Here is a 26207-nt window from a genome sequence, read left to right as displayed (position 1 = left end):
CGAACCATGTATGAGCCTGCCCCCCCGCTTTTCGAGTCCAGGATCAGGAGCCTGCCCTTCCTGCACCGGGGCAAGGTGCGGGACCTCTACGCGGTGGGGGAGGACAAGCTGTTGGTGATTCAGACCGACCGGCTGTCCGCCTTCGACGTGGTGCTGCCCACCCCCGTGCCCGGCAAAGGGCGGGTGCTCACCGCTTTGTCCAAGTTCTGGTTCGAGAAGCTCTCCCCCATCATTCCCCATCATCTGACGGGCATCGACCCGGCTTCGGTGGTCGCCCCCGAGGAACGCCCCCAGGTGGAGGGCCGGGCCTTCGTGGTGCGGCGCTTCAAGCCCCTGCCCATCGAGGCGGTGGTGCGGGGCTACCTGGCCGGTTCCGGCTGGAAGGATTACCGGGCGACGGGCCGGGTGTGCGGCATCCCGCTCCCCGCCGGGCTCCAGGAAGCGGAAAAACTGCCCGAGCCTCTGTTCACCCCGGCCACCAAGGCGCCGGCCGGAGCCCATGACGAAAACATCGGCTTCGACGAAATGGCGCGCCTGGTAGGGCGCGAGCGGGCGGAGCAGGTGCGTGCCGTGGCGCTGCGCCTTTACACCGAGGCGGCCCGCTACGCGGAAACCCGGGGCATCATCATCGCCGACACCAAGTTCGAGTTCGGGTTGGACCGGGCCGACGAACTCCATCTGATCGACGAAGTCCTCACTCCGGATTCCTCCCGCTTCTGGCCCCGAGACCAGTACCGGCCGGGCGGAAGCCCTCCCAGCTTCGACAAGCAGTTCGTGCGCGACTGGCTGGAGGCCCAGCCCTGGGACAAGAAGGCCCCGGCGCCGGCCCTGCCTCCCGAGATCCTGGCCAAGACCGCCGAGAAGTACCAGGAGGCCCTCAGACGGTTGACGGATTGAGGGTAAATGCGTCGAGAAGGATCTTCCCGCCACCCTTCCGCGGTAAACTCGGGGCCATGCTGGAGCGGGAAATCGCCAGGGCGGTGGACATCCTGCGGGCGGGGGGACTGGTCGCCTTTCCCACAGAGACCGTGTACGGCCTGGGGGCGGACGCCCGCAACCCGGACGCAGTGGGGAAGATCTTCGCCGCCAAGGGCCGTCCCCAGACCCATCCGGTCATCGTGCACCTGGGGCAGGCGGCCCAGCTCGACGCCTGGGCGGTGGAGATTTCCGCGGGAGCGCGACGGCTCGCGGAACGCTTCTGGCCCGGTCCTTTGACCCTCATCCTGCGGCGCGGCCCCGGCGTTCCCGACGCGGTGACGGGGGGCCAGGACACCGTGGGCCTGCGGGTGCCCGCCCACCCCGTGGCCCAGGCGCTGCTCAAGGCTTTCGGCGGCGGCATCGCCGCCCCCTCGGCCAACCGCTTCGGCCGCTTGAGTCCCACCACCGCCCAGCACGTGGAGGCGGAGCTGGACGGGGCGGTGGACCTCATCCTGGACGGCGGCGCCTGCCCGGTGGGCATCGAGTCCACCATCGTGGATTGCTCCAGCGAGCGGCCCACTTTGTTGCGCCCCGGTCACGTCACCCGGGAAGCCCTGGAAGAGACCCTCGGGATGACCGTGGAGGCGCCGGGGCCGGGGTCGCCGCGGGCGCCCGGACGGCTCCCCGCCCACTATGCTCCCACCACCCCCCTCGCCCTAGTGGACTCGTCGGCCCTGGTGGGGCTCCCGACGCGCACGTCGGCCACCGAGCGGGTGGCGGTACTGGCCCGCTCCGATCCGCCCCCGGACGCCCCCCACCTAGTCTGGGTCAAGGCCCCGGAGGACCCGGCCGGATTCGCCCGGGAACTCTACGCCCACCTGCGCCAGCTCGACCGGGCGGGCTGCAGCGTGATCCTGGTGGAAAAGCCCCCGCCGGCGCCCGAATGGGACGCGGTGCTGGACCGCCTTACCCGGGCCGCCGCGGGCTCCCCGCCCCAGGCGGCTTGAGGAACTTCGCGTCGGCTTACGCCGCCACCACCCGGTCGCGGCCGCTGCGTTTGGCTTCGTAGAGCGCCGCGTCCGCCGCCGCCAGCAGGGCTTTCGAATTGCCCCCGTGCTCCGGAAAGGCCGCCACGCCGAAGGAGACGGTGATGGGTCCCAGGGGCTGCTCCCGGTAGCGTAGTTGCAAACCGTGCACCGCGCTGCGCAGCGCCTCGGCCCGCTCCCGAGCGTTGGACGCAGTGGTCTCGGGCAGGATCAAGACGAATTCCTCGCCCCCGTAGCGGCATACCACGTCGCTTTCCCGAAGGCTGGATTTCAGCAGCCGGGCAAGGCTCTGCAACACCATGTCCCCCGCTTCATGGCCGAAGGAATCGTTGAAGCCTTTGAAACGGTCCACGTCCGCCATCACGAGGGCGAGGGGCACCTGCCGGCGCCGCGCTCGGGCGAGCTCCCGCTCCAGCACTTCCTCCAGGAAGCGCCGGTTGTAGAGCCCGGTGAGGGGATCCCGGATGGATTGCTGCTGCAGGGAGTCCCGCAGCCTCAGGTTGGCGATGGCGAGCCACACCTGCTCCGCCACGGTGTTGACCAGCATGCGCTGGTAGGACGAGAAGACTTCCTCCCCCTTTTCTGCCTCGGACCGGCGGTAGCGCAGGTGCAGGAGGCCCAAGAGATCCCCGTGGGCGATCAGGGGAGCGCAGATGGAGTAGAACGGGTCCTCGGGCCGGGCCTCGACGTGGGGGCATGCGAGCCCGGCCTCGGCGCTGTCGGTGAAGTGGAGCTGGCCGCGCCGCAATCCCCAGCACGCTTCTGGCGACAGAGTGGGTTCCCGGCATTCGAGGCCGCCCCACTGGGCGGTCGCTTCCAGGTAGTTGCGCGACGGATGCATGAGATACAGGACGCCGCCGCCCGCGGGAAAGAGTTTTTCCGCGAAGCGGGCCGCGGCCGCTGCGGCGTCCTCTGCCGACAGGCAGGCCTGGAGGTAGCTTCCCATCTCCGAGAGGGACAGCATCTCACCGGTCCGGGCCTGTAGCTTGGCGATGTTCTGCGCCATCTCCCGGTTCAAGCGCTGCAGCGCCGCTTCGCTCTCCCGCCGGACCTTGATTTCCCGCGCCACCCCCAGATAAGTGAGGGCGAGCAGCACCACGGACAGGAGCGAAGCCACCGAGAAGGAGGCCAGGGTGAGGTACGCATCCCGCTCCAGGCGATGGGCGTAGCGCACGAGCACTTCCTCTTCGCGACGGACTAGCTCCGTCAGCTCTGCCCGGATCTCGTCCATGAGCCGCTTGCCCTGGTCGGTGCGCACCACCTGGACCGCCGCTTCGAAGCCTTGCTCCTTGCGCAGCGCCACGGTCGCTTCCAGCTCCTGGATCTTTTCCCGCACCAGCCCCTCGAGCCGCCCCAGGCGCTCCAACTGCTCGGGGTCGTTGGCCATCTCCTCGCGCAAGCGGATCAGGGGCGCTTCCAGCCGCTGGAGAGCGCGATGGTAGGGCTCCAGGTAGCGCTCTTCGCCCGTGAGCAGGTAGCCCCGCTGCCCGGTCTCGGCGTCGAGCAGGTCGGCTTGCAGGTTCTTGAGCAGGTCGAGGGACACCAGAGTGTGGGTGACCGATTCGCCGGTGCGGAGCAGCCGGCCGGAATTGCCGAAGGTGACCACGGCGCCCCCGACCAGGATCGCGAGCACCACCAGGAAGCCGAGGGCCACGCCTCGGGAAACGCCTGGGCGCATCGGACGCGGTCCCGTCGCCCGCCTTAACGGGGACCGGCCAAGGCCCGGTCGAGAAAGGCGCGCACCTGGGCGACCAGGGCGCCTTCCTGGCCGTTGAAGAAGTGGTCCGCCCCTTGCACCGCCACCTGGGCGGAGCCGGGAAGGCGCTTGAGGGCCGCCGCCCGCTGGGGCGCCGCCTCCAGCACCTGGGGAAAGTCTGCTTCCCCATAGAGATCCAGCACCGGGATCTTCAAGTTCTGCGGCTCCTTGAACCGGCCGGAATGACCGATGGCTACCCAGGCGGCGACCGGGGGGTCCGCGTGGTTCACCAGGTAATAGCCGCTCATGCGCGCCCCCAGGCTGTGGGAGACGAGGGCGATTTTCCGGTAGCCCTTCGTCTTGAGGTGGGCCACCGCCGCCGCCAGCCGCTCGGCCGCCTCCGGAAAAACCTTCTCGTACTCCTCGGGCCTGGCCTCCGCCGCCAGCACCGGCATCTGGATCGAGAGGGTGGTATAGCCCGCGTCGACGAGCTGGCTGCGCAGCACGCCCACCAGCCCCCAATCGGGGTGCACCCCCATGCCGTGGACCACCACCACCGCCCCTTTGGCGTTCTTCGCTTCGGTGTAGAGGCCGAGGAAGCGGCGTCCGCCGGCGTCGGTCAGGGTCACGGGCTCTCCCACCACGATCCCGGGCAGGATTTCGTCGGCCCACTTCTTCTCCCGGGCGTAGTCCGCGGCGCCCCAGGCGGCGGACGCGGCGAACCAGGCGATCAGCGCCCAGGCGCCGATCCGTTTTCCAGCCAGCATTGGCTCAGCACCTCCTCTATCCATCCGAGTTCCGGGCCCAGGGTGTCCGCCACCTGGACCCCGCCCGGCCGCGCCTCCAGCAGGCGCAGCTTTCCGCTCTTCACGTTCGCCTCCCGCACCGGATAGCTGAGCCGGGCATAGCGCTCTTTCTCCAGCACCGTTTCTTCTTCGGGGGAGTCGCGAAACCAGATCCATTGGGCCACGAAGCCGTCTGCCAGGGCAGTCAAGGCCTGATGCTCCCGTTCCTCGATGGGCAGGGAAGGATCGAGGGTCTCGTGTTCGTAGCGCTCTTTTCCGAGGTCGATGGTCCAGGCCTCGCTCCACCGGTGCTCGGCGCCCGCCGTGGCCTGGAGCCGGGCCGTCTCGCCTTGGCGCGTGAGGCGAAAGAAGGCATCCCGGTCCGCGGTGACAGCGTAGCCGAGGTAGGCGTCCGGGGACAAAGGTAGCAGGGCGAGGGCGAGGACCAGCGCCCCGCCGGGATCCACGCGCACGTAGAGGGGCTGGTCGTCCACGAGGGGCACGCCGCCGGCCGGGCCCGCCGTGTGCTCCAGGAGCTTGCCGGCCTGGATGACAGCGCTGCCGCGGGTGGCCTCGGCGGCGGAGAACCATTCCACGGCGATGCGCAAGTCGGGCGATTCCTGGGAGGCGGCGACGAAGGGAGGAAAGGGGAGGCCGCCGCTCACCTTGAGGTCGTAGCGCAACCGGTCCGCACCGGAATGCTCCTGGATGTCGCCTTCGATGCCTTCCTCGGCCAGCAGCCCCGCCAGGCGGTCCCGGAAGCGCTTGAGTGCCCCTGGGTCCCCGGTCACCTCGATGTGGGCATGGATCAGAAGACCCATGGTTGTTTTCTCTCCACCGTCCTGGCCGGAATGATAGCCGAGAACCGGGGACTTGTACGCCCGCGGCGAAGGAGAGAGCCTTGGAACCTACTTCACGCCCTACGGGCGTTTTTTAGAGAAGTGCGCCCGTTACCTTCCCTGCAACGAACCCCGCCGCCTAGCCCTCATGACCGAAGCTCGAATTCGTTGCGCGGAACGCCGGATTGCCGAATGATCGACTGAAGGGTGCCTATGCGAAGTTCAGAAACCGTAATCGTGGTGTTTGCCAGCCTTTTCTGCATGACAATGTGGCTGCCGCGCCGGCGCACTTCAACAAACCCGTAACGAGTGAGAATGGCACAAACCTAAACCTCTTTGCCCGAAAGAATGCGCAGCTTACCCAATGGCCACGCCCACTCGCGTCACGAACACCTCCTCATGAAATCGCTGGGCGATCTCCTCAGGTGATGCGGACTGGAAGAAGAGCTCAAGGGCCTCCCGCAGATTGTCACGCGCCTGTTCAATGGTGTCGCCTTGACTCGCGATATCCAGTTCCGGGCAGAGCGCCACATAGCCGTCTCCTTCCCGCTCGATGATTGCAGTAAGTTGTTTTTCCATAGCCTCTGCTCCGTTTATGAATGCGGCGCGCGGCGTGATTTAGGCAGCTCAGAGTCTAGCCATGCTTGCTGGCTAGGGCAAGCGAGACCGCCCTTACTGTTGCGCATATCATTGAGAGGAGGGTTCTAGGGCTGAGGAGCGAGCAGCGCCTGCTCCAGCACCCGCGCGGCATGCAGCGCGGTGCGCCCCGCGCCGTCCCGGATCTGGTGGCGACAGCTCGTGCCGTCGGCGACCAGGAGCGCCTCGGGCCCGGCGGCGCGCACCGCGGGCAGCAGCGACAGCTCCGCCATCTTCATGGACACGTCATAGTAGGCCGCGTCGAAGCCGAAGGCGCCGGCCATGCCGCAGCAGGAGGACTCGATGGTTTCGACTTGCAGTCCCGGGATCATCCGCAGCGCCTGCACCACCGAGGAGAACGCCCCGAAGGCCTTCTGGTGGCAGTGGCCGTGCACCAGGACTCGGGAGGCCTGCAGGGAGCCAAGGGAAAGCTCGAGCCGGCCCGCATCCCGCGCCTCCACGAGAAACTCCTCGAACAGGAGCGCCCGGCGGGAGAGGGCTTGCGCCTCGAGCCCGGGGAGCATGGCCGGCAGCTCGTCCCGCAAGGTGAGGAGGCACGAAGGCTCCAGGCCCACGACCGGGACGCCCCGCGCGACGAAGGGCTGAAGCGCTGCGATCAATCGCTGCGCCTCCGCGCGGGCTTCTTCCACCATGCCCGAGGCGAGATAGGTGCGCCCGCAACAGAGGGGCCGCCCCCCGTGCGCCGGCGCCGCCACGGCGACCCGGTAGCCGGCGGCGGCGAGCACCCGCAGGGCCGCGCGCAGGTTCTCCGGCTCGAAGTAGGTGTTGAAGGTGTCGGGCAACAACACCACCTCGCCCGCTTCCGGGTCGCACCTCCGCCCTTCGGGCGCAGGCACTGCGACCCCGTCCGCGGGCACCTCCCGCGGGCCGCGGAAGAAGTCGCGGTGCCACTGAGGCCATGAGCGGCGGGCGGAGAAGCCGAGCAGCCGCTCGCTCAAGCGCGCCAGCGCCGGCACCCGATCGCGCAGGTTCGCGAGCGGCGCGAGCCGCGCCGCCCAGGGGGCGTAGCGCGGCAGGTGCGCCACGAGCCGCTCTTTGAGGCTGCGCGGATGCTGTTGGTGGTAGTGGTACAGGAACTCGATCTTCATCCGCGCCATGTCCACCCCCGTGGGGCATTCCCGCCGGCAGCCCTTGCACGAGATGCACAGTGCCAGCGTCTCGTACATGGCCGGGGAAGTGAACGCATCGGGACCGAGCTGGCCGGAGAGGGCAAGACGCAGGGTGTTGGCACGCCCCCGGGTCAGGTGCTGCTCGTCCCGGGTGACCCGGTAGGAGGGACACATCACCCCCGCGTCGAACTTGCGGCAGTGGCCGTTGTTGTTGCACATCTCCACCGCCGCGGCAAAGCCGCCGCCGGGGCCGCGGCTGGGCCCCGCTTCGTATTCGGACCAGTCGAGGGCCGTGTCCAGGGGCAGGGTGCGGTAGCCCGGCTTGAAGCGGAACAGCCTCCGATCGTCCATCCGCAGAGGGTGCACGATCTTGCCGGGATTCATGAGACCTTGGGGATCGAAAGCCCGCTTCACCTCTTCGAACGCTCGGACGAGCCGCGGGCCGTAGATGGGCTCGATCCACTCCGAGCGCACCAGCCCGTCGCCGTGTTCGCCGGAGTAGGAGCCCTTGTATTCCTTGACCAGCGCGCAGGCTTCCTCGGCGATGGCCCGCATCTTCTGCGCGCCTTCTTCGCTCTTTAAGTTGAGCACCGGCCGCACGTGGAGACAGCCTACTGAGGCGTGGGCGTACCAGGTTCCCCGGGTACCGTGCTTCTCGAACACCCGGGTCAAGCGCTCGGTGTAGTCGGCCAGGTGCTCGAGTGGTACGGCGCAGTCTTCGATGAAGGACACCGGCTTGCCGTCGCCCTTCATAGACATCATGATGTTGAGCCCGGCCTTGCGCACCTCCCACACGTCCTTCTGCAGCGCGGGGTCGATCACCTCCACCACGCTCCCGGGCAGGCCCAGGTCGCCCATCAGCTCGCCTAACCGCTTGAGCTTCGCGAGCTGCTCGTCCCGGTCCTCGCCCGCGAACTCCACCAGCAGGATCGCCTCGGGCTCGCCGCGGATGAACTTCGCCACCGTGTCGCGGAACTGGGCGATCTCCCGAGAAAGCTCGATCATGGTGCGGTCCACCAACTCCACCGCCGCCGGCTCGAGCCTGACGATGTACTGGGTCGACTCCATGGCCTTATAGAAGCTGGCGAAGTGCACCACCCCCAGGGTCTTGTGGGGGGGCAGGGGGGAGAGTTTGAGCTTCAACCGCTGGAAGCAGGCCAGCGTCCCCTCCGACCCCACCAGCAGATGGGCCATGTTGAAGGGTCCCGCGTCGGCGGCCAGGTCCAGGTTGTAGCCGGCCACCCGGCGCATCACCTTGGGCACCCTGGCGGCGATCTCTTCGCGCTCGCGCCGGTACAGGGCGCGCACGGTTTCCACCAAGCGCCGGTAGACAGGTGGCCCGGGCACGGGCTTTCCCGCCTCCGGCACCGGGCCGAAGGTCAGGCGTTCGCCGCTCGCGAGCAGCGCCTCCACCTCCAGCACGTTGTGCACCATGTTGCCGTAGGCGAGCGAACGGGCTCCGCAACTGTTGTTGCCCGCCATGCCGCCCAACGTAGCCTGGGCGGCGGTGGACACGTCCACCGGGTACCACAGCCCGTGGGGACGCAGGAAGGCGTTCAGGCGATCCAACACGATGCCCGGCTGCACGGTGACGGTGCGCGCCTCGGGATCGAATGCGACGATCTCCCGCAGGTACTTGCTGTGGTCGATGACCAGGGCCTCCCCCACGGTCTGGCCGCACTGGGAGGTGCCGGCGCCCCGGGGGAGCAGGGGCACGCCCAGGTCCGCGGCGACGGCCAGGGCTCGGGCGACGTCGTCCTCGCTTTTGGGTACCACCACGCCCACCGGCTCGATCTGGTAGATGGAGGCGTCGGTGGAGTAGCGGCCCCGGGAGAAGGCGTCGAACAGCACCTCCCCTTCGATCTCCCGCGCGAGACGCTCGGCCAGGACGCTGCGTTGGGCCGCGGGGGAGCGGGTGGGCGGAAAGGCGGGATCGTTCACGGCGTGGCCGCCTGAGCGGGAGCGGACGGAGCGGTCAAGGCCTCCAGCACTACCAACATCTTGTTCCCCAGGTGATCCTGGAGCAGGCCCTGCAGCCGGGCGCTGTCCCGTTTTACCAGGGCGTCCAGGATCTCCTCGTGCTCCTGCACCGCCTTGTCCCACCGCTCCCGGGACAGGTTGGCCATGTAGCGGGCGCGGCGCACGTGGGCGTTCAAGTTGCGGTAGGTGGCTGCCAGGGTGGCGTTGCCGGTGCACTCCACCAGTTTGATGTGGATCTGCTGGTTGTAGCGGAAATAGCCCGCCAGGTCGCCGCGGGCGTAATGGGCCATCATCTGGTAATGGAGCGCCCGGATCTCGGCGATGTCGGCGTCGGTGGCGTTGCGGCACGCGAGCTCTCCGGCGAGACGCTCCAAGGCGCCCATGACTTCGAAGATCTCCCGCACCGCGCGCAGGGTGAGTTGGGTGACCACCGCCCCCCGGTTGGGCAGCAGCTCCACCAGCCCCTCCGTGGCGAGCACCTTGAGCGCTTCCCGCAGGGGCGTGCGGGAAATGCCGAGCTGCTGGCACAACACCCGCTCGTTGAGGCGCGCCCCCGGGGCGAGCTCCCCCTGGATGATCATGTCCCGCAGCCGGGCTGCCACCTCGTGGTGCAGGGGCCGGCGGTGGATGGCTTTGTCGAGGCTGGGAAAGGGGGTGACCTGGGCGCTCATGGGGCGGGGGATCCGAAGCTGAAACAAGAGAGTTTGCATGCATAATACAATGCCGTTGGAGAAAAGGCAAAGGCAGAAAAGAGAAATACTTGTAGAGGCAATTACTTATGGAATACCGCCTTTGCAAAGAAAATTTTGTATACAAAAAGGCTCGAAGTAGGCTAAAGTTTTAAAAAACGCCTGCCGCAAGGGTCGTTGCCGGAAGATGTCAGGGCAGGCTTCGCTCACCCCATCGTCGAGAGCATCGCCATGCGTTATCCCAGTGGTCGCCATTTTCTGCAGATTCCGGGGCCCACCAATGTCCCCGATCGGGTGCTGCGCGCCATCGATCGGCCCACCATCGATCACCGTGGGCCCGAGTTTGGGCGCCTGGGCCGCGAAGTCCTCTCCGAAATTCGCCACATCTTCAAGACCCGCAACCCGGTGATCATCTACCCGGCATCGGGCACCGGCGCGTGGGAGGCGGCCTTGGTGAATACCCTGTCGCCGGGGGACCGGGTTCTCATGTTCGAGACCGGCCATTTCGCCACCCTGTGGCACCGCATGGCGACCCGCTTGGGCTTGCAGGCCGAGTTCGTCCCCGGCGACTGGCGTCACGGGGTGGACCCCACCTTGGTGGAAGCGAAGCTCGCTGAGGACAAGGCTCGCAGCATCAAGGCGGTGTGCGTGGTGCACAACGAGACCTCCACGGGGGTGACCAGCCGCATCGGCGAAATCCGCAGAGCCATCGACCGGACGGGCCATCCTGCCCTCTTCATGGTGGATACCATCTCCTCCCTCGCCTCCATCGACTACCGCATGGACGAATGGGGGGTGGACGTGACCGTGGCGGGCTCCCAGAAGGGTCTGATGTTGCCGCCGGGCCTGTCGTTCAACGCCGTCAGCGAAAAGGCCCTGGCCGCGTCCCGCCACGCCCGCCTGCCCAAGTCGTTCTGGGGCTGGGAGGAAATGCTGGAGGCCAACAAGACCGGCTATTTCCCCTACACGCCGGCCACCAATCTGCTCTATGGCCTGCGGGAGGCCATTGCCATGTTGCTGGAGGAAGGGCTGGACAACGTGTTCGCCCGCCACGACCGGCACGCGGAAGCGACCCGGCGCGCCGTGCGGGCCTGGGGCCTGGAGGTGCTGTGCTTGAATCCGTCGGAATACAGCAGCTCCCTTACCGCGGTCCTGGTACCCGAGGGGCATAGCGCGGACCATCTGCGCCAGGTAATCCTGGAGGCCTTCGACATGTCCCTGGGCAGCGGCCTGGGCAAGCTCCAAGGCAAGGTGTTTCGCATCGGCCACCTGGGCAGTTTCAACGATCTCATGCTAGCGGGCACCCTCTCCGGCGTGGAGATGGGGCTCGAGCTGGCGGGCGTGCCTCACCGGAAAGGCGGCGTGCAGACAGCCATGGATTACCTGGCGCAGCAGGCGGCGGGGACCGTCAAGCGGGACGCGCGCAGCGCCGCATAACCGTACCCCGAATTCGTGCAGTGAGCCCGCGCCCGCCTGGGCGTGGTGGGAATGACGACCGAGAGAGAGGAGGAAGACCATGAAGTTCTTACGGCTGCTGATCGTTTTGTTCGCCTTCGCCGCCCTGGCTCCCACGCCTGCGCGGGCGGAGCCGGTGGAGCTCAAGTTCGGCCACGTGGGCGAGCCGGGCTCCCTTTTCGCCCTTTCCGCCGAGGAGTTCGCCCAGCGCGCCAACGCGAAGCTCGCCGACAAATACAAGGTGGTGGTCTACGGCTCCAGCCAGCTCGGCGGCGACAAGGAGCTGCTGCAGAAGCTCAAGCTGGGGACGGTGGATTTCGCCCTTCCCTCCACCGTGATGTCCTCGGAGGTGGACGCTTTCGGCATCTTCGAGATGCCGTACCTGGTGAAAGACCGGGAGCACATGAAGCGGATCGAGAAGGAAGTGGTCTGGCCGAAACTCGCACCGCTCGCGGAGAAGAAGGGGCTCAAGATCATCGCCGTGTGGGAAAACGGCTATCGCCATGTCACCAACAACAAGCGTCCCATCCAGAAGCCGGAAGACCTGCAGGGCATCAAGCTGCGGGTACCGGAAGGCAAGTGGCGGGTGAAGATGTTCCAGGCCTACGGCGCCAACCCTAGCCCGATGAAGTTCTCCGAGGTGTTCACCGCGTTGCAGACCGGCGTCATGGACGGCCAGGAGAACCCCTTTGCCCAGATTTACAGCGCCAAGTTCCAGGAGGTGCAGAAATACCTCTCGCTCACCGGCCACGTCTACACGCCGGCTTACGTGACTGTCGGGCTCAAGAAATGGAACCAGCTGCCGGCCGAGGTGCGCAAGGTCCTGGAGGAGACGGCCAAGGAGACCCAGGCTTTCGTCTACCAGACTGCTGAGCGCTTCGACACCGAGCTGCTGGAGAAGCTCAAAGCCGCCGGCATGCAGGTGAACACCCCCGACAAGGACGCCTTCATCGCCGCCAGCAAGCCGGTCTACGAGGAGTTCGGCAAGGAAGTGGCGGGCGCCAAGGAAATGATCGACCGGGCCATCGCGCTCGGCAAGCGCTGAGGAGCGTCCCGCGAGGGGCGGGGATCGGAAACCCCGCCCCCGACGAATACACGAGGAGGAGACCCATGACGCTGCACAGGCTCCGGCGGGCTCTGGAGCGGCTGCTCAATTTCATTGTCATCGTGCTGATGCTGGCCCTGGCGGCGATCGTCACCCTGGGGGTGATCTACCGCAAGGCCGGCATGTCCCTGGTGTGGTATGACGAGATCGCCTCGGTGCTGCTCGCCTGGCTCACCTATTACGGCGCTGCCCTGGCGGCGCTCAAGCGCGCCCACATCGGCTTTCCCGGCCTGGTGGAGGCCATGCCGGTTTCCCTCCGGGTGTCGGTGACGCTCGCCGCCGAGGCCCTGGTGATCGGCTTCTTCGTGCTCATGGCCTACGTAGGCGCCTCCGTGCTGGACGTGCTCGCCACCGACTACTTGGTGAGCCTGCCCCAGGTGTCGGTGATGTACACCCAGTCGGTGATCCCCATTGGCGCGGCGCTCTTCGTGATCGCGGAGCTCCTGGTGGTGCCCGACGCCCTGCGGGCGGCGCTGGAGGGCGGGGGCCCGGTGGCGCGGGCGGAGGCCAATCCCTGATGGCGACCGCGCTCCTCGTCCTAGGCATCCTCGCCCTGGTGCTGATCAACGTGCCCATCGCCGTGGCCCTGGGCATCGCCGCCACCGTCGCCATCGTGGTGAGCCAAGGGGTGGAGTCCCTGCCCAATCTGGCCATCGTCATGTACAACGGGGCCACCAACTTCCCCTTGATCGCCATACCGCTCTTCATCCTGGCGGGTGCGATCATGAACACCTCGGGCATCTCCCGGCGGCTCATCGCCTTCGCCTCCGCGCTGCTGGGGTTCATCCGCGGGGGACTCGCCATGGTGAACGTGGGCACTTCCCTCTTCTTCGCCGAGATCTCGGGCTCGGCGGTGGCCGACGTGGCGGCCCTCGGCTCGGTGCTCATGCCGGCGATGAAAAAGAAGGGCTATCCCGGCCCCTTCACCGCCGCCATCACCTCTTCCTCCGCCTCCCTGGCCATTATCATCCCCCCTTCCATCCCCATGATCCTGTACGCGGTCATGTCTGGAAGCTCGGTGGTGCAGCTTTTCGTAGCCGGCATTATCCCCGGCGTTCTGGGGGGGCTGCTCATGATGGCACTCTGCTACTACTACGCCCGCAAGTACGGCTGGCCGGTGGAGGAAGCCTTCCAGTGGAAGCGCTTGTGGGCCACTTTCAAAGATGCCTCCCTCGCCTTCCTGCTGCCCTTGATCATCCTGGGAGGCATCTTCGGGGGCCTGGTCACCGCCACCGAAGGGGCAGGGCTGGCGGTGGTGGCGGCCATCGCCATCGCCGTGTACTACCGGGAGATCGACTGGCCCCAGCTTCGGGCGGCCATCGTCGACGGCGCCGTGCAGACGGCGGTGGTGATGCTGCTGGTGGCCTCCTCGGCGCTGCTGGGGGTGTACCTCACCGAGGAGCAGGTGCCCCAGCGGCTGGCCCAGGCCATCGCCGAGCTCACCTCGGACAAGTACCTGATCCTGGCCCTGTTCAACCTGTTCTTCCTGGCGGTGGGCTTGTTCCTGCACTCGGCGGCAGCCATCATCCTGGTGGTGCCCATCGTCATGCCGGTGGTGAACGCCGTGGGCATCGACCCGGTGCACTTCGGGCTGGTGGTGACCCTGAATCTCGCCATCGGCCAGCAGACCCCGCCCGTGGCGAGCGTGTTGATGACTGCCTGCTCCATCGCCAAGGAGAACATCTGGGACGTGACCAAGGCCAATCTCCCCTTCATCGGCGTGCTGCTCCTGGTGCTGCTCCTGGTGACCTACGTGCCGGCGATTCCCCTGTCGCTGGTTAACCTGTTCTATCGTTGATCGAGGTAAGCCATGCCGGACGAGATTCTGGTGCGAAGAGACGGCTTCATCGCCACGGTGGTGCTCAACCGCCCCCACAAGCTGAACGCCATGACCAAGGACATGTGGCAGCGCCTCGGGGAGGCGATGCGGCAGCTCTCGGTCGAGGAGGGCTTGCGCTGCATCGTGCTGCGCGGGGCCGGGGACAAATCGTTTTCGCCCGGCAACGATATCGGCGAGTTCGCGACCGAACGCTCGAATTTCCAGCAAGGCAAAGCCTACGGGCGCGTGTTGCACGGGGCGCTGTCGGCGCTCGCGGAATGCCCCATTCCCACCGTGGCCCTGATCAAGGGGATTTGCGTCGGCGGCGGGCTGGAGATCGCGGCCCTCGCCGACATTCGCATCTGCGGGGAATCGAGCCGCTTCGGCGTTCCCATCAACAAGCTGGGACTGGTGATGGCCCACGCCGAAATCGGCGCGCTGCTCAAGCTCGTGGGCCGGGCCACCACGCTGGAGCTCCTGCTCGAGGGGCGGGTCTTCGGCGCCCGGGAGGCGAAGGAAAAAGGCCTGGTGCACCGGGTCGTCCCCGACGACCAGGTGGAGGCGGAAGCCTACGCCACGGCCCAGCGCATCGCCGAAGGCGCGCCCCTGGTGGCGCGCTGGCACAAGCAGTTCATCCGCCGCCTGGAGCGGGGCGGGGAGCTGACCGAGGCCGAGCTGGACGAAGGCTTCCGCTGCTACGACACGGAGGACTTCAAGATCGGCTACCGGGCATTCCTGGCCAAGGTGAAGCCAGAGTTCGAGGGCCGCTAGAGCCCGCCGCAAGGAGTTGTTGATTCTCGCCACACGAGGAAAGCGCCATGGCAGAAAAGCGTCCGGGTCCCCTCGCGGGACTCAAGGTCATCGAGCTCGCCCACATCATGTCCGGGCCCATGTGCGGGATGCTGCTGGCCGACCTGGGCGCGGACGTGATCAAGGTGGAAAAAGTGCCCGGCGGCGATGACACGCGCCGCTTCGGCATCCCCGAGATCAACGGGGAATCCACCGCCTTCATCATCATGAACCGGAACAAGCGCGGCGTCGCCGTCAATCTCAAGACCGAGGGCGGCAAGCAGGTGCTCCGGCGGTTGCTCTCGACCGCGGACGTGGTGACCGAGAACTACCGCATGGGCACCATGGAAAAGCTGGGCTTCGGCTACGAGACGCTGCGGGCGCTCAACCCGGGGCTCATCTACTGCGAGATCTCGGGCTACGGACGCACCGGCCCGTGGGCCGGCAAGCCGGGCTTCGATCTCATCGCCCAGGGCGTGTCGGGGCTCATGAGCATCACGGGTGAGCCCGGGCGGCCGCCCGTCAAGTGCGGGGGCCCGGTGACCGACATCAATGCCGGCATCCTGGCGGCGCTGGGGATCGTCGCCGCCTACCTCCATCGCTTGAAGACCGGGGAGGGTCAGCGGGTGGACACCTCTCTCTTCGAGGCTGGGATCACCCAGACCTACTGGCATACCGCCTACTTCCTGGCGACCGGCCAGGCCGCGCCCCCCATGGGCTCGGGAAATCTCACCAGCGCGCCCTACCAGGCGTTCAAGACCCGGGACGGCTGGATCAACATCGGCGCGGCCAACCAGGCCAACTGGGAGCGGCTGCTCTCGGTGCTGAACGCCCCCGAGCTGGCGAACGATCCCCGCTTCAAGACCAACCGCGACCGCATGGCCCACCGGGAGGCGCTGGCGGAGGCCCTCACCCGCCGCTTCGTCGAGCGCACCACCGAAGAGTGGCTGCAACTGCTCGAGCCGGCGGGGCTGCCGGTGGGGCCGATCCTGAGCATTCCGGAGATGCTCTCTCATCCCCAGACCCAGGCGCGGGAGATGGTGGTGGAGACCGAGCACCGGCGGCTCGGAAGAGTGAAGAGCCTGGGCTTTCCGATCAAGCTTTCCGCCACACCGGGCGAGGTTTCCCGCAGCGCCCCCGTCCTCGGCGAGCACACGCGGGAAGTGTTGCGCGAGCATGGGTACTCGGAGGTGGAGATCGAGGCGTTGGTGCACGAAGGCGCGGTGATCGCCGCCGACGAGGAAGGGGCGGTGGTTCCTTAAAAACCTAAGGCACAGAAGGGGGCGCCAGCCTGCCATCGGTAGGAGAGGAGCACTGCTGACTGGGTGCATTGACGGTCCCTCGAGTATTCAACACAATGACTGCTTGCCGCTCACCCAAAAAAACACAGAGCGCGACAGTGCGCTGCCCGCGGACGAGGAGAATCTTCACCTTGCGCTGCAATATGCGCGCTCCGGTCTGAGCTGAGGCTGACATGGACGCGACCACCGCCATCCTCGACTCGCAGGCCCGCGCCACCCAGCACGCGGGCGACGTGCTGCTGGACGTGCAGAATCTGCACGTGCACTTCGTCACCAGCCGCGGGGTGGTGCGTGCGGTCGAGGGCATCTCCTATCAGGTGCGCGCTGGCGAGGTGGTGGCCCTGGTGGGGGAATCGGGGTGCGGCAAGTCGGTCTCCGCCCTGGCGGTGATGCGGCTGCTGGCCAAGCCTACTGGCCATATCGTGGGCGGACGCATCTTGTTCGAGGGCCGCGACCTGCTCAGGCTCTCGGAGGAGGAGATGCGCGCAGTACGCGGCCGGGACATCGCGATGATCTTCCAAGAGCCGATGACGTCCTTGAATCCGGTGCTCACCATCGGCTTCCAGATCATGGAGCCGCTCCTCATCCACCTGAAGATGGACGAAGAGCAAGCGCGCACCCGGGCGCTGGATCTCCTGAAGATGGTGGGGATTCCCGACCCGGCGCGGCGGCTCGACCAATATCCCCACCAGTTCTCCGGTGGCATGCGCCAGCGGGCCATGATCGCCATCGGTCTCGCCTGCAACCCCAAGCTCATCATCGCCGACGAGCCCACCACTGCCCTCGACGTCACCATTCAGGCCCAGATCCTGGAGCTCATGAAGGAGCTCTCCCGCGAGCTTGGCATCGCCCTGGTGATCATCACCCACAACTTGGGCATCGTCGCTCGTTACGCGGACCGGGTGAACGTGATGTACGCGGCGCGCATGGTGGAGCAGGGTGCCGCCGAGGACATTTTCGCCCGACCCTGCCACCCGTACACGGCAGGCCTATTGCGCTCGGTGCCGCGGCTGGACAAGCCCCGCGGGCGCAAGCTCGAGACTATCGAGGGCATGCCCCCCAACCTGATGCACCCGCCTACCGGCTGCCGCTTCGCCCCCCGCTGCTTGGCCAGGATCGAGCGCTGCGAGCACGAGCTGCCGCCGCCGGTGGACGTGGGCCCCGGCCATTGGGCGGCCTGCTTCCGGGCCGAGGAGATGGACCGCAAAGGCCCCACGGGGCTGGGCCTGGTAAGCGCGGCGGTGGAGGAACCGCTGGTGAAGCGGGTGGACCGGAGCGAACCCTTGGTGTCGGTGCGCCGCCTCAAGACCTATTTCCACGTCTCGGCGGGGCTCCAGCTGATTTCCGCCCGCAAGGCGGTGGTGAAGGCGGTGGACGACGTCTCCTTCGACATCTTTCCCGGGGAGACGGTGGGGCTGGTGGGCGAGTCCGGCTGCGGCAAGACCACCGTGGGGCGGACCCTGATCCGCCTGGAGGAGGCCACCGCCGGCGAGGTGCGGTTCGAGGATCTGGACGTCCTCGGGGCCCGCGGCCAGGACTTGAAGCGCTACCGGCGCCGGGCCCAAATCATCTTCCAAGACCCTTTCTCCTCGCTCAACCCGCGCATGACCATTGGCGAGATCATCGCCGAGCCCATGCAGGTCCACGGGCTGCAGCCGAATCGAAAGGCCGCCCAGGAAAAGGTGGAGGAGCTGCTGCAGCAGGTGGGGCTGTTCGCCTACATGGCCGACCGCTACCCGCACCAGCTCTCCGGCGGCCAGCGCCAGCGGGTGGGCATCGCCCGGGCGCTGGCGCTGGAACCCCGGTTCATCGTCTGCGACGAGCCGGTGTCGGCCCTGGACGTGTCGATCCAGGCCCAAATCATCAATCTGCTGGAAGAGCTGCAGGAGAAGCTCAAGCTCACGTATCTCTTCATCGCCCACGATCTGGCGGTGGTGCGCCACATCTCCGACCGGGTCGTGGTCATGTACCTGGGGCGGATCATGGAAGTGGCAGACCGGGATGCGCTCTACCGGGAGCCGCAACACCCCTATACCAAGGCGTTGCTCGAGGCGGTGCCGATTCCCGACCCCTCGCTGGAGCGCCGTCGCTCCCCTCGGCTACTCGGCGGCGAGGTGCCGAGCCCGCTCAATCCGCCCACCGGCTGCGTGTTCAACACCCGCTGCCCCCTCGCCGGCGAAGAGTGCAGGCGGGTCGTGCCCGAGCTCAAGGAGGTGAAGGACAACCATTTTGCCGCCTGCATCAAGCTGTAGCGCAACGGACAACACCCACAATGCCGTACCCCCGGCCATGCCGTGGCGAGCGGTGGGCGAAAGAGCAAGCGAACAAAGTCGCCAACCACCAACCAAGGAGGAAAGAACATGAGAGCACCAGCGTTCCTTCTCGCAGGAGCCGTGGCGGCGGTCCTCGCCGCCGGCGGCGCGTACGCCCAGGCGCCGAAGCGCGGCGGCGAGCTCAAGTTCGCCGTGACTGCGGAGCCGCCTAACTACGATTGCCACGCCAACTCCTCATTCGCGTTCATTCACCCGGTGCGTCCTCATTACAACACCCTGCTCAAGTTCGATCCGCCCAACTATCCCAAGATCGTGGGCGATCTGGCGGAGTCCTGGACCGTTTCCCAGGATGGCCTGACTTACACTTTCAAGCTGAGGAAAGGGGTCAAGTTTCACGACGGGTCCCCTTTCACCTCGGAGGACGTGAAGGCGACCTACGACCGCATCCGCCAGCCGCCGGCCGGGGTGCGTTCCCTGCGCCAGGCGGCCTATGAAGACATCGACACTATCCTCACCCCGGACCCGCACACGGTGGTGTTCAAGCTCAAGAAGCGCAACGCCTCCATGCTGTCCAACTTCGCCAGCCCCTGGGACTGCATCTACAGCGCCGCCAAGCTCAAGGAGGACCCCAAGTTTCCGGAGCGCAACATCCTGGGCACCGGTCCGTTCACTTTCGTCGAGCACGTGGCCGGTTCCCACTGGGTGGGCAAGCGCTTCGACGGTTACTGGGACAAGGGCAAGCCCTATCTGGACGGCTACCGGGCGATCTTCATCAAGGGGGCGGCGATGGTTAACGCCCTGGCGGCGGGGGAGGTGCTGGCCGAGTTTCGCGGCCACTCGCCGGCGGACCGGGACCGCATCGTCCAGACCTTGGGCAAGGACGCGGTGGTGCAGGAATCCCCCTGGGTGTGCGCCTTGGTAGTGAGCTTCAACACCCACAAGAAGCCGTTCGACGACGAGCGGGTACGCCGGGCACTTTCCCTGGCGATCGACCGCTGGGGCGGGGCGGAGGCCCTTTCTCGGGTCGCCCTGGTGCGCCACGTGGGAGGGCTGCTGCGGCCCGGCTACGAGCTGGCGGCGAGCGAGAAGGAACTCGTCGCCTATCCCGGCTTCTGGAAGGACGTCAACAAGTCCCGCGCGGAGGCGAAGCGGCTGCTCAAAGAGGCCGGCGCGGAAGGCCTCAAGTTCAAGCTCACCAACCGCAACGTGCCCATGCCCTACACCCCGGTGGGCGTGTTCCTCATCGACCAGTGGCGGCAGGTGGGCGCCCAGGTGGAGCACGAGCAGCTTGAGACCCGCCTCTACCTTGCACGGCAGCAGGAGGGCAACTACGACGCGGCACTGGACTTCAACTGCGATTTCATGGATGAGCCCAACCTGCAACTGCTCAAGTACCTGTCCGCGGACCGCTCCACCATCAACTACTCGGGCTACGTGGACCGCAAGGTGGACTACCTCTACGACAAGCAGTCGGGCGAGCTGGACAAGAAGGAGCGCTACAAGATCCTGCGGGAGCTGGAGCAGTACGTGCTCGACAAGTCCTACATCATCCCCACCATTTGGTGGCACCGGATCATCGTGCATCACAAGAAGATGAAGGGCTGGCACATCACGCCAAGCCATTACCTCAACCAGGACCTGGCCGGCGTATGGCTGGACGAGTGAGCATGACCTAGCGGCGGCCGGGGGCGGGCGGCGGAACGCCCGCCCCGCCGGCCCGCCTTTCTCCACCCCTTGACCCGAAGATGCTCAAATACACCATCCACCGCATCCTGCTGATGATCCCGACGCTGCTGGGGGTGGCCATCCTGGTGTTCCTGATGATGCGCATGATGCCCGGGGACGTGGTGGACGTGATGCTGCGCGGCGAAGGCGGCCACGTCCCGCAGGAGGTCATCGATGCGGAGCGTGCCCGGTTGGGACTCGATCAGCCCATCCACGTCCAGTTCATGAAGTGGATGGGGGGCGTGTTGCAGGGCAACCTGGGCTATTCCATGTGGACCGGCAAGCCGGTCACCTACGAGATCGGCATCCGGCTGGAGCTCTCGCTGCAAGTGGCCGTCATGGCGACCATTCTGGCGGTGCTGATCGCCATCCCCCTCGGCACGCTTTCGGCCCTGTTCAAGGATTCCTGGATCGATCACGTGATCCGCGTCTTCGCCGTGGCCGGGCTGGCGGTACCCTCTTTTTGGCTTGGGATGATCATTATCCTGTTTCTCCTCTCCTTTTTTCACTGGCATCCGCCGCTCACTTTCACCTCCTTCTTCGAGGATCCGAAGGCCAATTTGTCCCAGCTCATCTGGCCGGCGCTGGCGGTGGGCTACCGCTACTCGGCGGTGGCGACCCGCATGATGCGCTCCACCATCCTGGAGGTACTGCAGGAGGACTACATCCGCACTGCCCGGGCCAAGGGGGTGTTCGAGCGCCTTGTGATCCGGCGCCACGCCCTGCGCAACGCCATGCTGCCCGTGGTGACGGTGATCGGCCTGGAGTTTGCCTTTCTGATCGGTGGCCTGGTGGTCACCGAGCAGGTGTTCAACCTGAACGGCATTGGCAAGCTGTTCGTAGAGGCGGTCTCCCGGGGTGACATGACTATGGTGCAGGCGCTGGTGCTGCTGGTGGCCGCTTTCTTCATCCTGATCAACTTCGCGATCGACCTGCTCTACGCGGTGCTCGATCCCCGCATTCGGTACCGGTGAGAAAATGAGCGACGTCGCCCCTGCCGTCACCTACCGCGTGCCCAAGCAGCGCCACCCGCTGCTCGCCTTCGTCGTCTACCAGCCGATGGGCGCGTTCGGCCTCGTCGTTATTCTGGCCATGGTCTTCGCCGCCGCATTCGCCCCCTGGGTGGCGCCCCACGATCCGCTGGCGGTGGATTACGCCAACCTGCTGGCGCCCCCGTCGTGGGAGCACTGGCTGGGCACTGACAACTTCGGCCGCGACGTGCTGTCGCGCATCATCTACGGGGCGCAAACGGCCCTCGCCGTCGGCTTTCTCTCCTCCTTTTGGGGGTCTATGGTGGGGGCCGTCATCGGCGTCGTCTCCGCCTACTTCGGCGGCAAGGCCGATATGATCATCCAGCGCTTCATGGACGTACTCCTCTCCTTCCCAATCATCGTGCTGGCGCTGGCGGTGGTGGCGATCCTAGGCAAGAACATCGTGTTCGGCATCGATCTCAACCTGATCTTCGCCATCGGGCTGCCCATGGTGCCCAAGGTGGCGCGGGTGGTGCGCTCCTCCGCCCTGGCGATCCGGGAGCTGCCCTACATCGACGCCGCCCGCGCGGCGGGCTTTTCCCACACCCGCATCATCTTCCGCCACATCGTGCCCAACGTGGTGGCCCCCTTCCTCATCATGCTCACCGCCTTCGTCGGCCAGGCGATCCTGCTGGAGGCGTCCCTATCCTTTCTCGGGCTCGGCGTCACGGAGCCCACGCCGGCGTGGGGCCTGATGCTCTCCGGCTCGGCGGCCGACTTCTACCGGGAGGCCCCGTGGATGATCGTCTTCCCCGGGGTGGCCATCAGCCTGGCGGTCTTCGCCTTCAACCTGTTCGGCGACTCCCTGCGGGACTGGCTCGATCCCAAGATCAAGCTGTAACCGGAAGGGAGCTTGCGTTGAGCACCATCGCCCCCTCGTCCGCCGCTGCGGCCTTCCGCGACGGGGCGCGGGAGTCCTTCGGCGTGCCTTCCGCCGTCCTCGGCGCCGGCTACCTGGGCTTCGGCGCCCTGGCGGCCGGGCACGACTTCTCCCTCTTCGCCGCGCTCCTTTCCACCGCCGCCATCTGGGCGCTGCCCGGTCAGGTGGTGCTGGTGGAGATGCACGCCATCGGCGCTCCGCTCCTCGCCGTCGTCTCCACGGTCATGCTCACCAGCGCCCGTTTCCTGCCCATGACCGTGGCCTTGATGCCGCTGCTGCGCGCTCCGCGGCATTCGCGGGTGGCTTTCTATCTGGCCGCCCATCTGGTGGCCATGACCGGATGGGCGGCGGCTATGCGGCGCTGCCCCGAACTCCCTCCGGACGCCCGGCTCGCCTATTTCGTCGGGTTCGCCCTCACCAACTGGGGGACAAGCTTCCTGTGCACCGCCCTCGGCTACCTGCTCGCCGACGGACTGCCGCCCCTGGTGAAACTGGGCTTCGTGTTCCTGAGCCCCGTCTACTTCCTGCTCATCCTGACGGGTGATGCCCGCACGCGGGCGACCGTGCTGGCCATGGTGTGCGGCGCCCTGGCGGGACCCGCCGCGCACCTGGTGGTCCCGGGCTGGAGCGTGCTGGCCGGGGGCGTCGCGGGGGGCACCTTGGCCTATCTCGCCCTGCGCACGGGGGAGCGGCGTGGCTGAGCTGGGCGGGATGCCGGCGTGGCTGGTGGCGCTGCTCTGCGGTCTGGCCACCTATCTCTGGCGGGGGCTGGGGGTCACGCTCTCCGGGGGGCTACGCACCGAGAGTCCCGTTTTCGTCTGGGTGGGGTGCGTGGCCTACGCCATGATCGCCGGGCTGATTGCTCGCATCCTCCTGATGCCCGGCGGCACCCTGGAGCAGACTATGCTCGCCGACCGGCTCCTCGCCTGCGCCGCCGCCTCGGCGGTCTTCTTCTTCGGCGGGCGCAACCTCTTCTACGGCGTCGTGACCGGCGGAACGGCGCTGGTGATCCTCCATTGGGCCAGGCAGGCCATGGCCTGAACCGGCATCCGCCGCGCCCACGGGACTTGGGGCAAGGGGAATGGAAGGCAGGACCACGTTCTCGGCGATGGGACCCAGGGAGCGCATCGACGCCCTGGTGGACCCGGGCAGTTTCGCGCCTCTGCCCGGGATCGACTCGGCGGTGCTGGCGGGCCCCGCGTGTGTGGGCGGCGAGCCGGCGGTGCTGGCCGCCTTCGACGCCGCCGACGCCGGCGGCTCCATCGGCCGGCGGGAGGCCGAGCGGCTGATGGAAGCCTGCGAGCTTTGCCAGCGGGAGGGTTGGCCCCTGCTGCTGGTGATCGACTCGGCCGGGGCCCGCCTCACCGAAGGGCTGCAAGCCTTGGGCGCGTTTCGCCGCCTGTACCGCCGGGTGCTGGAGTTTGCGGCGAGGGGCGGGCGGCTGCTGGCGTTGCTGCCGCGCCACGCCTTCGGCGGCGCCAGCATGCTCGCCTTCGCCTGCGAGCGGCGGATCTATAGCGAACGCACCCTGCTCGCCATGTCGGGTCCGGCCATCATCGAAGCCCTGGGAGGCCGGGACCAGTTGAATGCTCGGGACCGAAACGCGGTCCGGGACCTCATGGGCGGAAAATCCCGGTGCCGCCACAGGGAAGAAGAGCACCTGGTGGCCGACTCGGCGGACGCCTTCCGGGCGGCAGCCCTGCGCTGGCTGGGGGAGATCGAGGAACGGGGACCGCCTTCCCTCGCCCAGCGACACGCCGACTTGAAGGCCCGACTCTCGGCGTTCGGGCTCGAGCCCGTTCCCCCGTCCCCGGCGGACCCGGTGCCGAGGGCGCTGGGCCGGACCCTGGACGCCCTGTTTCCCCGGGGCTGTCGAGCCGGATTCCGGGAGGGAGTGCTCTGGGGCACGGCCGCCACGGAAGCGGGTCCGGTCGGCGTCCTGGGGCTCCTGGGGGGTGAGCCGGTGGGCGCCCGCAGGGCCTGGCTCCTGGGGGAAGGGGCCCTCGCCTTCGGCCACGCCCATCCGAAACTTCCCCTGGTGCTGCTTATGGACGCGCCCGGGCACGCAGCCCGCAGCGCCGACGAGCGGGTCATCCTGTCCGCGTACCTTACCCACCTCGCCCAGGTGCTGCATCATGTCAAGGGGCTCTGTCCCCTCACGCTGCTGGTGACGGGGACGGCGGCGGGGGGCATCTACGTGAGCCTTGCCTGCCCCGCCGACCGGGTGTGGGCCCTGCCCCATGCGTCCATCATGGAGCTGCCGCCCCAGGCGGTGGCCCAGGTGCTGGGCGCGGCGGAAGCGGAGGACCGCGGCCCCGAGCGGCTGCTCGAGCTGGGCGTGGTGGACCGGGTGCTTCCGGCGGACGAGTTCGCCCGGGCGGGCCGGGCCCTTTTCGATCGATCCCTGCCATGAACGCCAACATTTACAGCGTGATCGCCGGCTGCTTTCCCCGGACGGCCGCCATGCCGGCCCTCATCGACCGGGAGGGCGCGTCCTACACTTACGAAGACCTGGAGCGGGAAACCGCTCGCCTGGCGAACCTGCTCGCGAGCCTGGGGCTCAAGCCGGGCGACCGGGTGGCCGCCCAGGTGGAAAAGTCTCCCCAGGCGCTATTCCTCTACCTCGCCGCGGTGCGTGCTGGCATGGTGTATCTGCCCCTCAACACCGCCTATCAGGCGCACGAGATCGGCTATTTCCTGAGCGACGCCGAGCCGGCCCTGGTGGTGTGCCGGCCCCAGGCGAAGGCGTGGATCGAACCCCTGGCGGACCGGGCAGGAACGCGCCACGTGCTGACCCTGGACGAGCATGGCCGGGGCACCCTCATGGACGCCGCCGCGGGCCTGCCCGCGGACTTCGATACGGTGGAGGCGATGGAGGACGATCTCGCCTGCATCATCTACACCTCGGGCACCACGGGCCGGGCCAAGGGCGCCATGCTTTCCCACCGCAACCTTTCTTCCAACGGGCTCACCCTGCGCGACTACTGGCGCTTTTCGAGCAGCGACGTGCTCATCCATGCCCTGCCCCTGTTCCACGTGCACGGCCTGTTCGTGGCGGTGCACTGCGCGCTCCTGGCGGGCGCCTGCATGCGGTTTCACCGCCGATTCGACCCCAAGGCGGTGCTCGAGGATTTCTCCCGGGCCACCGTGCTCATGGGTGTGCCCACCTTTTACACCCGGCTGCTCCACGAACCGGGGCTCACGCGGGAGGCCTGCCGGGGCATGCGGCTCTTCGTCTCCGGCTCCGCGCCCCTGCTCGCCGAAACCCACCGGGCCTTCGGCGAGCGCACGGGCCACGCGATCCTGGAGCGCTACGGCATGTCGGAGGCGGGCATGATCACTTCCAACCCTTACGACGGCGAGCGGCGACCCGGCACGGTGGGCTTTCCCCTGCCGGGCGTGAGCGTGCGCGTGGCCGACGAGCAGGACCGGCCCCTGCCGACGGGGGAAATCGGCGGCATCCAGGTCAAGGGGCCCAACGTGTTCCTGGGCTACTGGCGCCTGCCGGACAAGACCCGGGAGGAGTTCACCGCCGACGGATTCTTCCGCACCGGCGACGTGGGCGTGTTCAGCCACGATGGTTACCTTTCCATCGTGGGGCGCGCCAAGGACCTGGTGATCACGGGCGGCTACAACGTGTATCCCAAGGAGGTGGAGCTCGCGATCGACGAGATTCCCGGCGTGCTGGAATCCGCGGTGATCGGCGTTCCCCACCCGGATTTCGGCGAAGCGGTCACCGCGGTGGTGGTGCGGGACCGGGACGGCGCGGGGCTCACTGAGGAAGCCATCATCCAGCACGTCAAAAGCAAGCTCGCCGGCTACAAGGTGCCCAAGCGGGTGTACTTCGTGGAGGGGCTGCCCCGCAATGCCATGGGCAAAGTGCAAAAAAGCGTATTGCGAGAGATGTTCTCTAAGTCCGACTGAGGCGGGGCAGCCTCGCGCCCGCTCCCGCTCCCGACCGCTCCGCGGCTTCCGTGTCGCGGCCGCGCCCCTCCACACCATGGGCAAAGTGGAGAAAAGCGTATTGCGAGAGATGTTCTCTAAGTCCGACTGAGGCGGGGCAGCTTTGCGGCCCGTCGCCCGGCTCTCGGAGGGCGAAGCCATGGAGCG

23 protein-coding genes are annotated in these 26207 nt (G+C 67.4%); 16 read left to right on the top strand and 7 right to left on the bottom strand.

The genetic code is table 11. From position 1 onward, the window contains the following. The first annotated feature begins 6 nt into the window (after nt 1-6). Nucleotides 7-897, top strand: a complete 891-nt coding sequence (locus ACUVYZ_RS03110; protein ID WP_439932979.1) for a phosphoribosylaminoimidazolesuccinocarboxamide synthase — start codon at nt 7-9, stop codon at nt 895-897. 56 nt (nt 898-953) lie between these two features. After that, nucleotides 954-1925: an L-threonylcarbamoyladenylate synthase gene (locus ACUVYZ_RS03105; protein WP_439932978.1), complete on the top strand. Its 972-nt coding sequence runs from the start codon at nt 954-956 to the stop codon at nt 1923-1925. A gap of 16 nt (nt 1926-1941) precedes the next feature. On the opposite strand, the gene ACUVYZ_RS03100 is transcribed toward ACUVYZ_RS03105, so the two are convergent. The 7 genes from ACUVYZ_RS03100 to ACUVYZ_RS03070 form a co-directional block, all read right to left on the bottom strand. Then, nucleotides 1942-3618, bottom strand: coding sequence for a diguanylate cyclase (locus ACUVYZ_RS03100; protein WP_439932977.1), 1677 nt, complete (start codon nt 3616-3618; stop codon nt 1942-1944). Between the two features lie 47 nt (nt 3619-3665). Beyond that, a complete protein-coding gene (locus ACUVYZ_RS03095) occupies nt 3666-4427 on the bottom strand; it encodes a DUF3530 family protein (protein ID WP_439932976.1) in 762 nt (253 codons plus the stop codon). After that, complete coding sequence (locus tag ACUVYZ_RS03090) at nt 4391-5266, bottom strand: hypothetical protein (protein WP_439932975.1); 876 nt, start codon at nt 5264-5266, stop codon at nt 4391-4393. The genes ACUVYZ_RS03095 and ACUVYZ_RS03090 overlap by 37 nt, the downstream gene beginning before the upstream one ends. 164 nt (nt 5267-5430) lie before the next feature. Continuing rightward, nucleotides 5431-5601: a type II toxin-antitoxin system HicA family toxin gene (locus ACUVYZ_RS03085; RefSeq protein ID WP_439933094.1), complete on the bottom strand. Its 171-nt coding sequence runs from the start codon at nt 5599-5601 to the stop codon at nt 5431-5433. Between the two features lie 40 nt (nt 5602-5641). Beyond that, nucleotides 5642-5863: a type II toxin-antitoxin system HicB family antitoxin gene (locus ACUVYZ_RS03080; protein WP_439932974.1), complete on the bottom strand. Its 222-nt coding sequence runs from the start codon at nt 5861-5863 to the stop codon at nt 5642-5644. A gap of 125 nt (nt 5864-5988) precedes the next feature. Continuing rightward, nucleotides 5989-8991, bottom strand: a complete 3003-nt coding sequence (locus tag ACUVYZ_RS03075; RefSeq protein ID WP_439932973.1) for an FAD-binding and (Fe-S)-binding domain-containing protein — start codon at nt 8989-8991, stop codon at nt 5989-5991. Further along, a complete protein-coding gene (locus tag ACUVYZ_RS03070) occupies nt 8988-9701 on the bottom strand; it encodes a GntR family transcriptional regulator (RefSeq protein ID WP_439932972.1) in 714 nt (237 codons plus the stop codon). Before ACUVYZ_RS03070 ends, ACUVYZ_RS03075 begins: the two co-directional genes overlap by 4 nt. 249 nt (nt 9702-9950) lie before the next feature. On the opposite strand from ACUVYZ_RS03070, the gene ACUVYZ_RS03065 reads away from it, so the two are divergent. From ACUVYZ_RS03065 to ACUVYZ_RS03000, 14 genes are all read left to right on the top strand, one after another. Beyond that, on the top strand, nt 9951-11156 hold the full coding sequence (locus ACUVYZ_RS03065; protein WP_439932971.1) for a pyridoxal-phosphate-dependent aminotransferase family protein: 1206 nt from the start codon (nt 9951-9953) through the stop codon (nt 11154-11156). A gap of 79 nt (nt 11157-11235) precedes the next feature. Next, on the top strand, nt 11236-12219 hold the full coding sequence (locus tag ACUVYZ_RS03060; protein ID WP_439932970.1) for a TRAP transporter substrate-binding protein: 984 nt from the start codon (nt 11236-11238) through the stop codon (nt 12217-12219). Nucleotides 12220-12284: 65 nt separating this feature from the next. After that, the gene (locus tag ACUVYZ_RS03055) at nt 12285-12797 is read left to right on the top strand and encodes a TRAP transporter small permease (RefSeq protein WP_439932969.1); all 513 of its coding nucleotides are present in this window, start codon (nt 12285-12287) and stop codon (nt 12795-12797) included. Continuing rightward, nucleotides 12797-14077, top strand: coding sequence for a TRAP transporter large permease (locus tag ACUVYZ_RS03050; protein WP_439932968.1), 1281 nt, complete (start codon nt 12797-12799; stop codon nt 14075-14077). Before ACUVYZ_RS03055 ends, ACUVYZ_RS03050 begins: the two co-directional genes overlap by 1 nt. A 12-nt stretch (nt 14078-14089) precedes the next feature. Then, nucleotides 14090-14869 (top strand): enoyl-CoA hydratase/isomerase family protein, encoded by a 780-nt coding sequence (locus ACUVYZ_RS03045; protein WP_439932967.1) that lies wholly within the window; start codon nt 14090-14092, stop codon nt 14867-14869. 47 nt (nt 14870-14916) lie between these two features. Next, on the top strand, nt 14917-16149 hold the full coding sequence (locus ACUVYZ_RS03040) for a CaiB/BaiF CoA transferase family protein (RefSeq protein WP_439932966.1): 1233 nt from the start codon (nt 14917-14919) through the stop codon (nt 16147-16149). 212 nt (nt 16150-16361) lie between these two features. Then, the gene (locus tag ACUVYZ_RS03035; protein WP_439932965.1) at nt 16362-18440 is read left to right on the top strand and encodes an ABC transporter ATP-binding protein; all 2079 of its coding nucleotides are present in this window, start codon (nt 16362-16364) and stop codon (nt 18438-18440) included. A gap of 108 nt (nt 18441-18548) precedes the next feature. Then, nucleotides 18549-20126 (top strand): ABC transporter substrate-binding protein, encoded by a 1578-nt coding sequence (locus tag ACUVYZ_RS03030; RefSeq protein ID WP_439932964.1) that lies wholly within the window; start codon nt 18549-18551, stop codon nt 20124-20126. Between the two features lie 80 nt (nt 20127-20206). Beyond that, nucleotides 20207-21160 carry an ABC transporter permease gene (locus tag ACUVYZ_RS03025; RefSeq protein ID WP_439932963.1) on the top strand — a complete coding sequence of 318 codons (954 nt, stop codon included), beginning with the start codon at nt 20207-20209 and terminating at the stop codon, nt 21158-21160. A 4-nt stretch (nt 21161-21164) separates the two neighbouring features. Further along, a complete protein-coding gene (locus tag ACUVYZ_RS03020) occupies nt 21165-22058 on the top strand; it encodes an ABC transporter permease (protein WP_439932962.1) in 894 nt (297 codons plus the stop codon). Between the two features lie 17 nt (nt 22059-22075). After that, on the top strand, nt 22076-22798 hold the full coding sequence (locus ACUVYZ_RS03015) for an AzlC family ABC transporter permease (RefSeq protein ID WP_439932961.1): 723 nt from the start codon (nt 22076-22078) through the stop codon (nt 22796-22798). Beyond that, nucleotides 22791-23138, top strand: coding sequence for an AzlD domain-containing protein (locus tag ACUVYZ_RS03010; protein WP_439932960.1), 348 nt, complete (start codon nt 22791-22793; stop codon nt 23136-23138). The genes ACUVYZ_RS03015 and ACUVYZ_RS03010 overlap by 8 nt, the downstream gene beginning before the upstream one ends. A gap of 40 nt (nt 23139-23178) precedes the next feature. Next, nucleotides 23179-24510 carry a carboxyl transferase domain-containing protein gene (locus ACUVYZ_RS03005; RefSeq protein ID WP_439932959.1) on the top strand — a complete coding sequence of 444 codons (1332 nt, stop codon included), beginning with the start codon at nt 23179-23181 and terminating at the stop codon, nt 24508-24510. Continuing rightward, the gene (locus ACUVYZ_RS03000; protein ID WP_439932958.1) at nt 24507-26021 is read left to right on the top strand and encodes a malonate--CoA ligase; all 1515 of its coding nucleotides are present in this window, start codon (nt 24507-24509) and stop codon (nt 26019-26021) included. Before ACUVYZ_RS03005 ends, ACUVYZ_RS03000 begins: the two co-directional genes overlap by 4 nt. Nucleotides 26022-26207 lie beyond the last annotated feature (186 nt).

The sequence above is a fragment of the Pelomicrobium sp. P1 genome (assembly GCF_052805615.1).
The sequence above is the reverse complement of the archived record's forward strand: the minus strand, read 5'-3'. Positions and strand labels throughout refer to the sequence as shown.

What these genes read in the sequence shown, in the direction of transcription:
- ACUVYZ_RS03080 (WP_439932974.1), bottom strand. Translation starts at nt 5,863, where the DNA reads ATGGAAAAACAACTTACTGCAATCATCGAGCGGGAAGGAGACGGCTAT.
- ACUVYZ_RS03090 (WP_439932975.1), bottom strand. Translation starts at nt 5,266, where the DNA reads ATGGGTCTTCTGATCCATGCCCACATCGAGGTGACCGGGGACCCAGGG.
- ACUVYZ_RS03065 (WP_439932971.1), top strand. Translation starts at nt 9,951, where the DNA reads ATGCGTTATCCCAGTGGTCGCCATTTTCTGCAGATTCCGGGGCCCACC.
- ACUVYZ_RS03000 (WP_439932958.1), top strand. Translation starts at nt 24,507, where the DNA reads ATGAACGCCAACATTTACAGCGTGATCGCCGGCTGCTTTCCCCGGACG.
- ACUVYZ_RS03110 (WP_439932979.1), top strand. Translation starts at nt 7, where the DNA reads ATGTATGAGCCTGCCCCCCCGCTTTTCGAGTCCAGGATCAGGAGCCTG.
- ACUVYZ_RS03045 (WP_439932967.1), top strand. Translation starts at nt 14,090, where the DNA reads ATGCCGGACGAGATTCTGGTGCGAAGAGACGGCTTCATCGCCACGGTG.
- ACUVYZ_RS03005 (WP_439932959.1), top strand. Translation starts at nt 23,179, where the DNA reads ATGGAAGGCAGGACCACGTTCTCGGCGATGGGACCCAGGGAGCGCATC.
- ACUVYZ_RS03030 (WP_439932964.1), top strand. Translation starts at nt 18,549, where the DNA reads ATGAGAGCACCAGCGTTCCTTCTCGCAGGAGCCGTGGCGGCGGTCCTC.
- ACUVYZ_RS03070 (WP_439932972.1), bottom strand. Translation starts at nt 9,701, where the DNA reads ATGAGCGCCCAGGTCACCCCCTTTCCCAGCCTCGACAAAGCCATCCAC.
- ACUVYZ_RS03105 (WP_439932978.1), top strand. Translation starts at nt 954, where the DNA reads ATGCTGGAGCGGGAAATCGCCAGGGCGGTGGACATCCTGCGGGCGGGG.
- ACUVYZ_RS03095 (WP_439932976.1), bottom strand. Translation starts at nt 4,427, where the DNA reads ATGCTGGCTGGAAAACGGATCGGCGCCTGGGCGCTGATCGCCTGGTTC.
- ACUVYZ_RS03060 (WP_439932970.1), top strand. Translation starts at nt 11,236, where the DNA reads ATGAAGTTCTTACGGCTGCTGATCGTTTTGTTCGCCTTCGCCGCCCTG.
- ACUVYZ_RS03035 (WP_439932965.1), top strand. Translation starts at nt 16,362, where the DNA reads ATGGACGCGACCACCGCCATCCTCGACTCGCAGGCCCGCGCCACCCAG.
- ACUVYZ_RS03020 (WP_439932962.1), top strand. Translation starts at nt 21,165, where the DNA reads ATGAGCGACGTCGCCCCTGCCGTCACCTACCGCGTGCCCAAGCAGCGC.
- ACUVYZ_RS03050 (WP_439932968.1), top strand. Translation starts at nt 12,797, where the DNA reads ATGGCGACCGCGCTCCTCGTCCTAGGCATCCTCGCCCTGGTGCTGATC.
- ACUVYZ_RS03025 (WP_439932963.1), top strand. Translation starts at nt 20,207, where the DNA reads ATGCTCAAATACACCATCCACCGCATCCTGCTGATGATCCCGACGCTG.
- ACUVYZ_RS03040 (WP_439932966.1), top strand. Translation starts at nt 14,917, where the DNA reads ATGGCAGAAAAGCGTCCGGGTCCCCTCGCGGGACTCAAGGTCATCGAG.
- ACUVYZ_RS03055 (WP_439932969.1), top strand. Translation starts at nt 12,285, where the DNA reads ATGACGCTGCACAGGCTCCGGCGGGCTCTGGAGCGGCTGCTCAATTTC.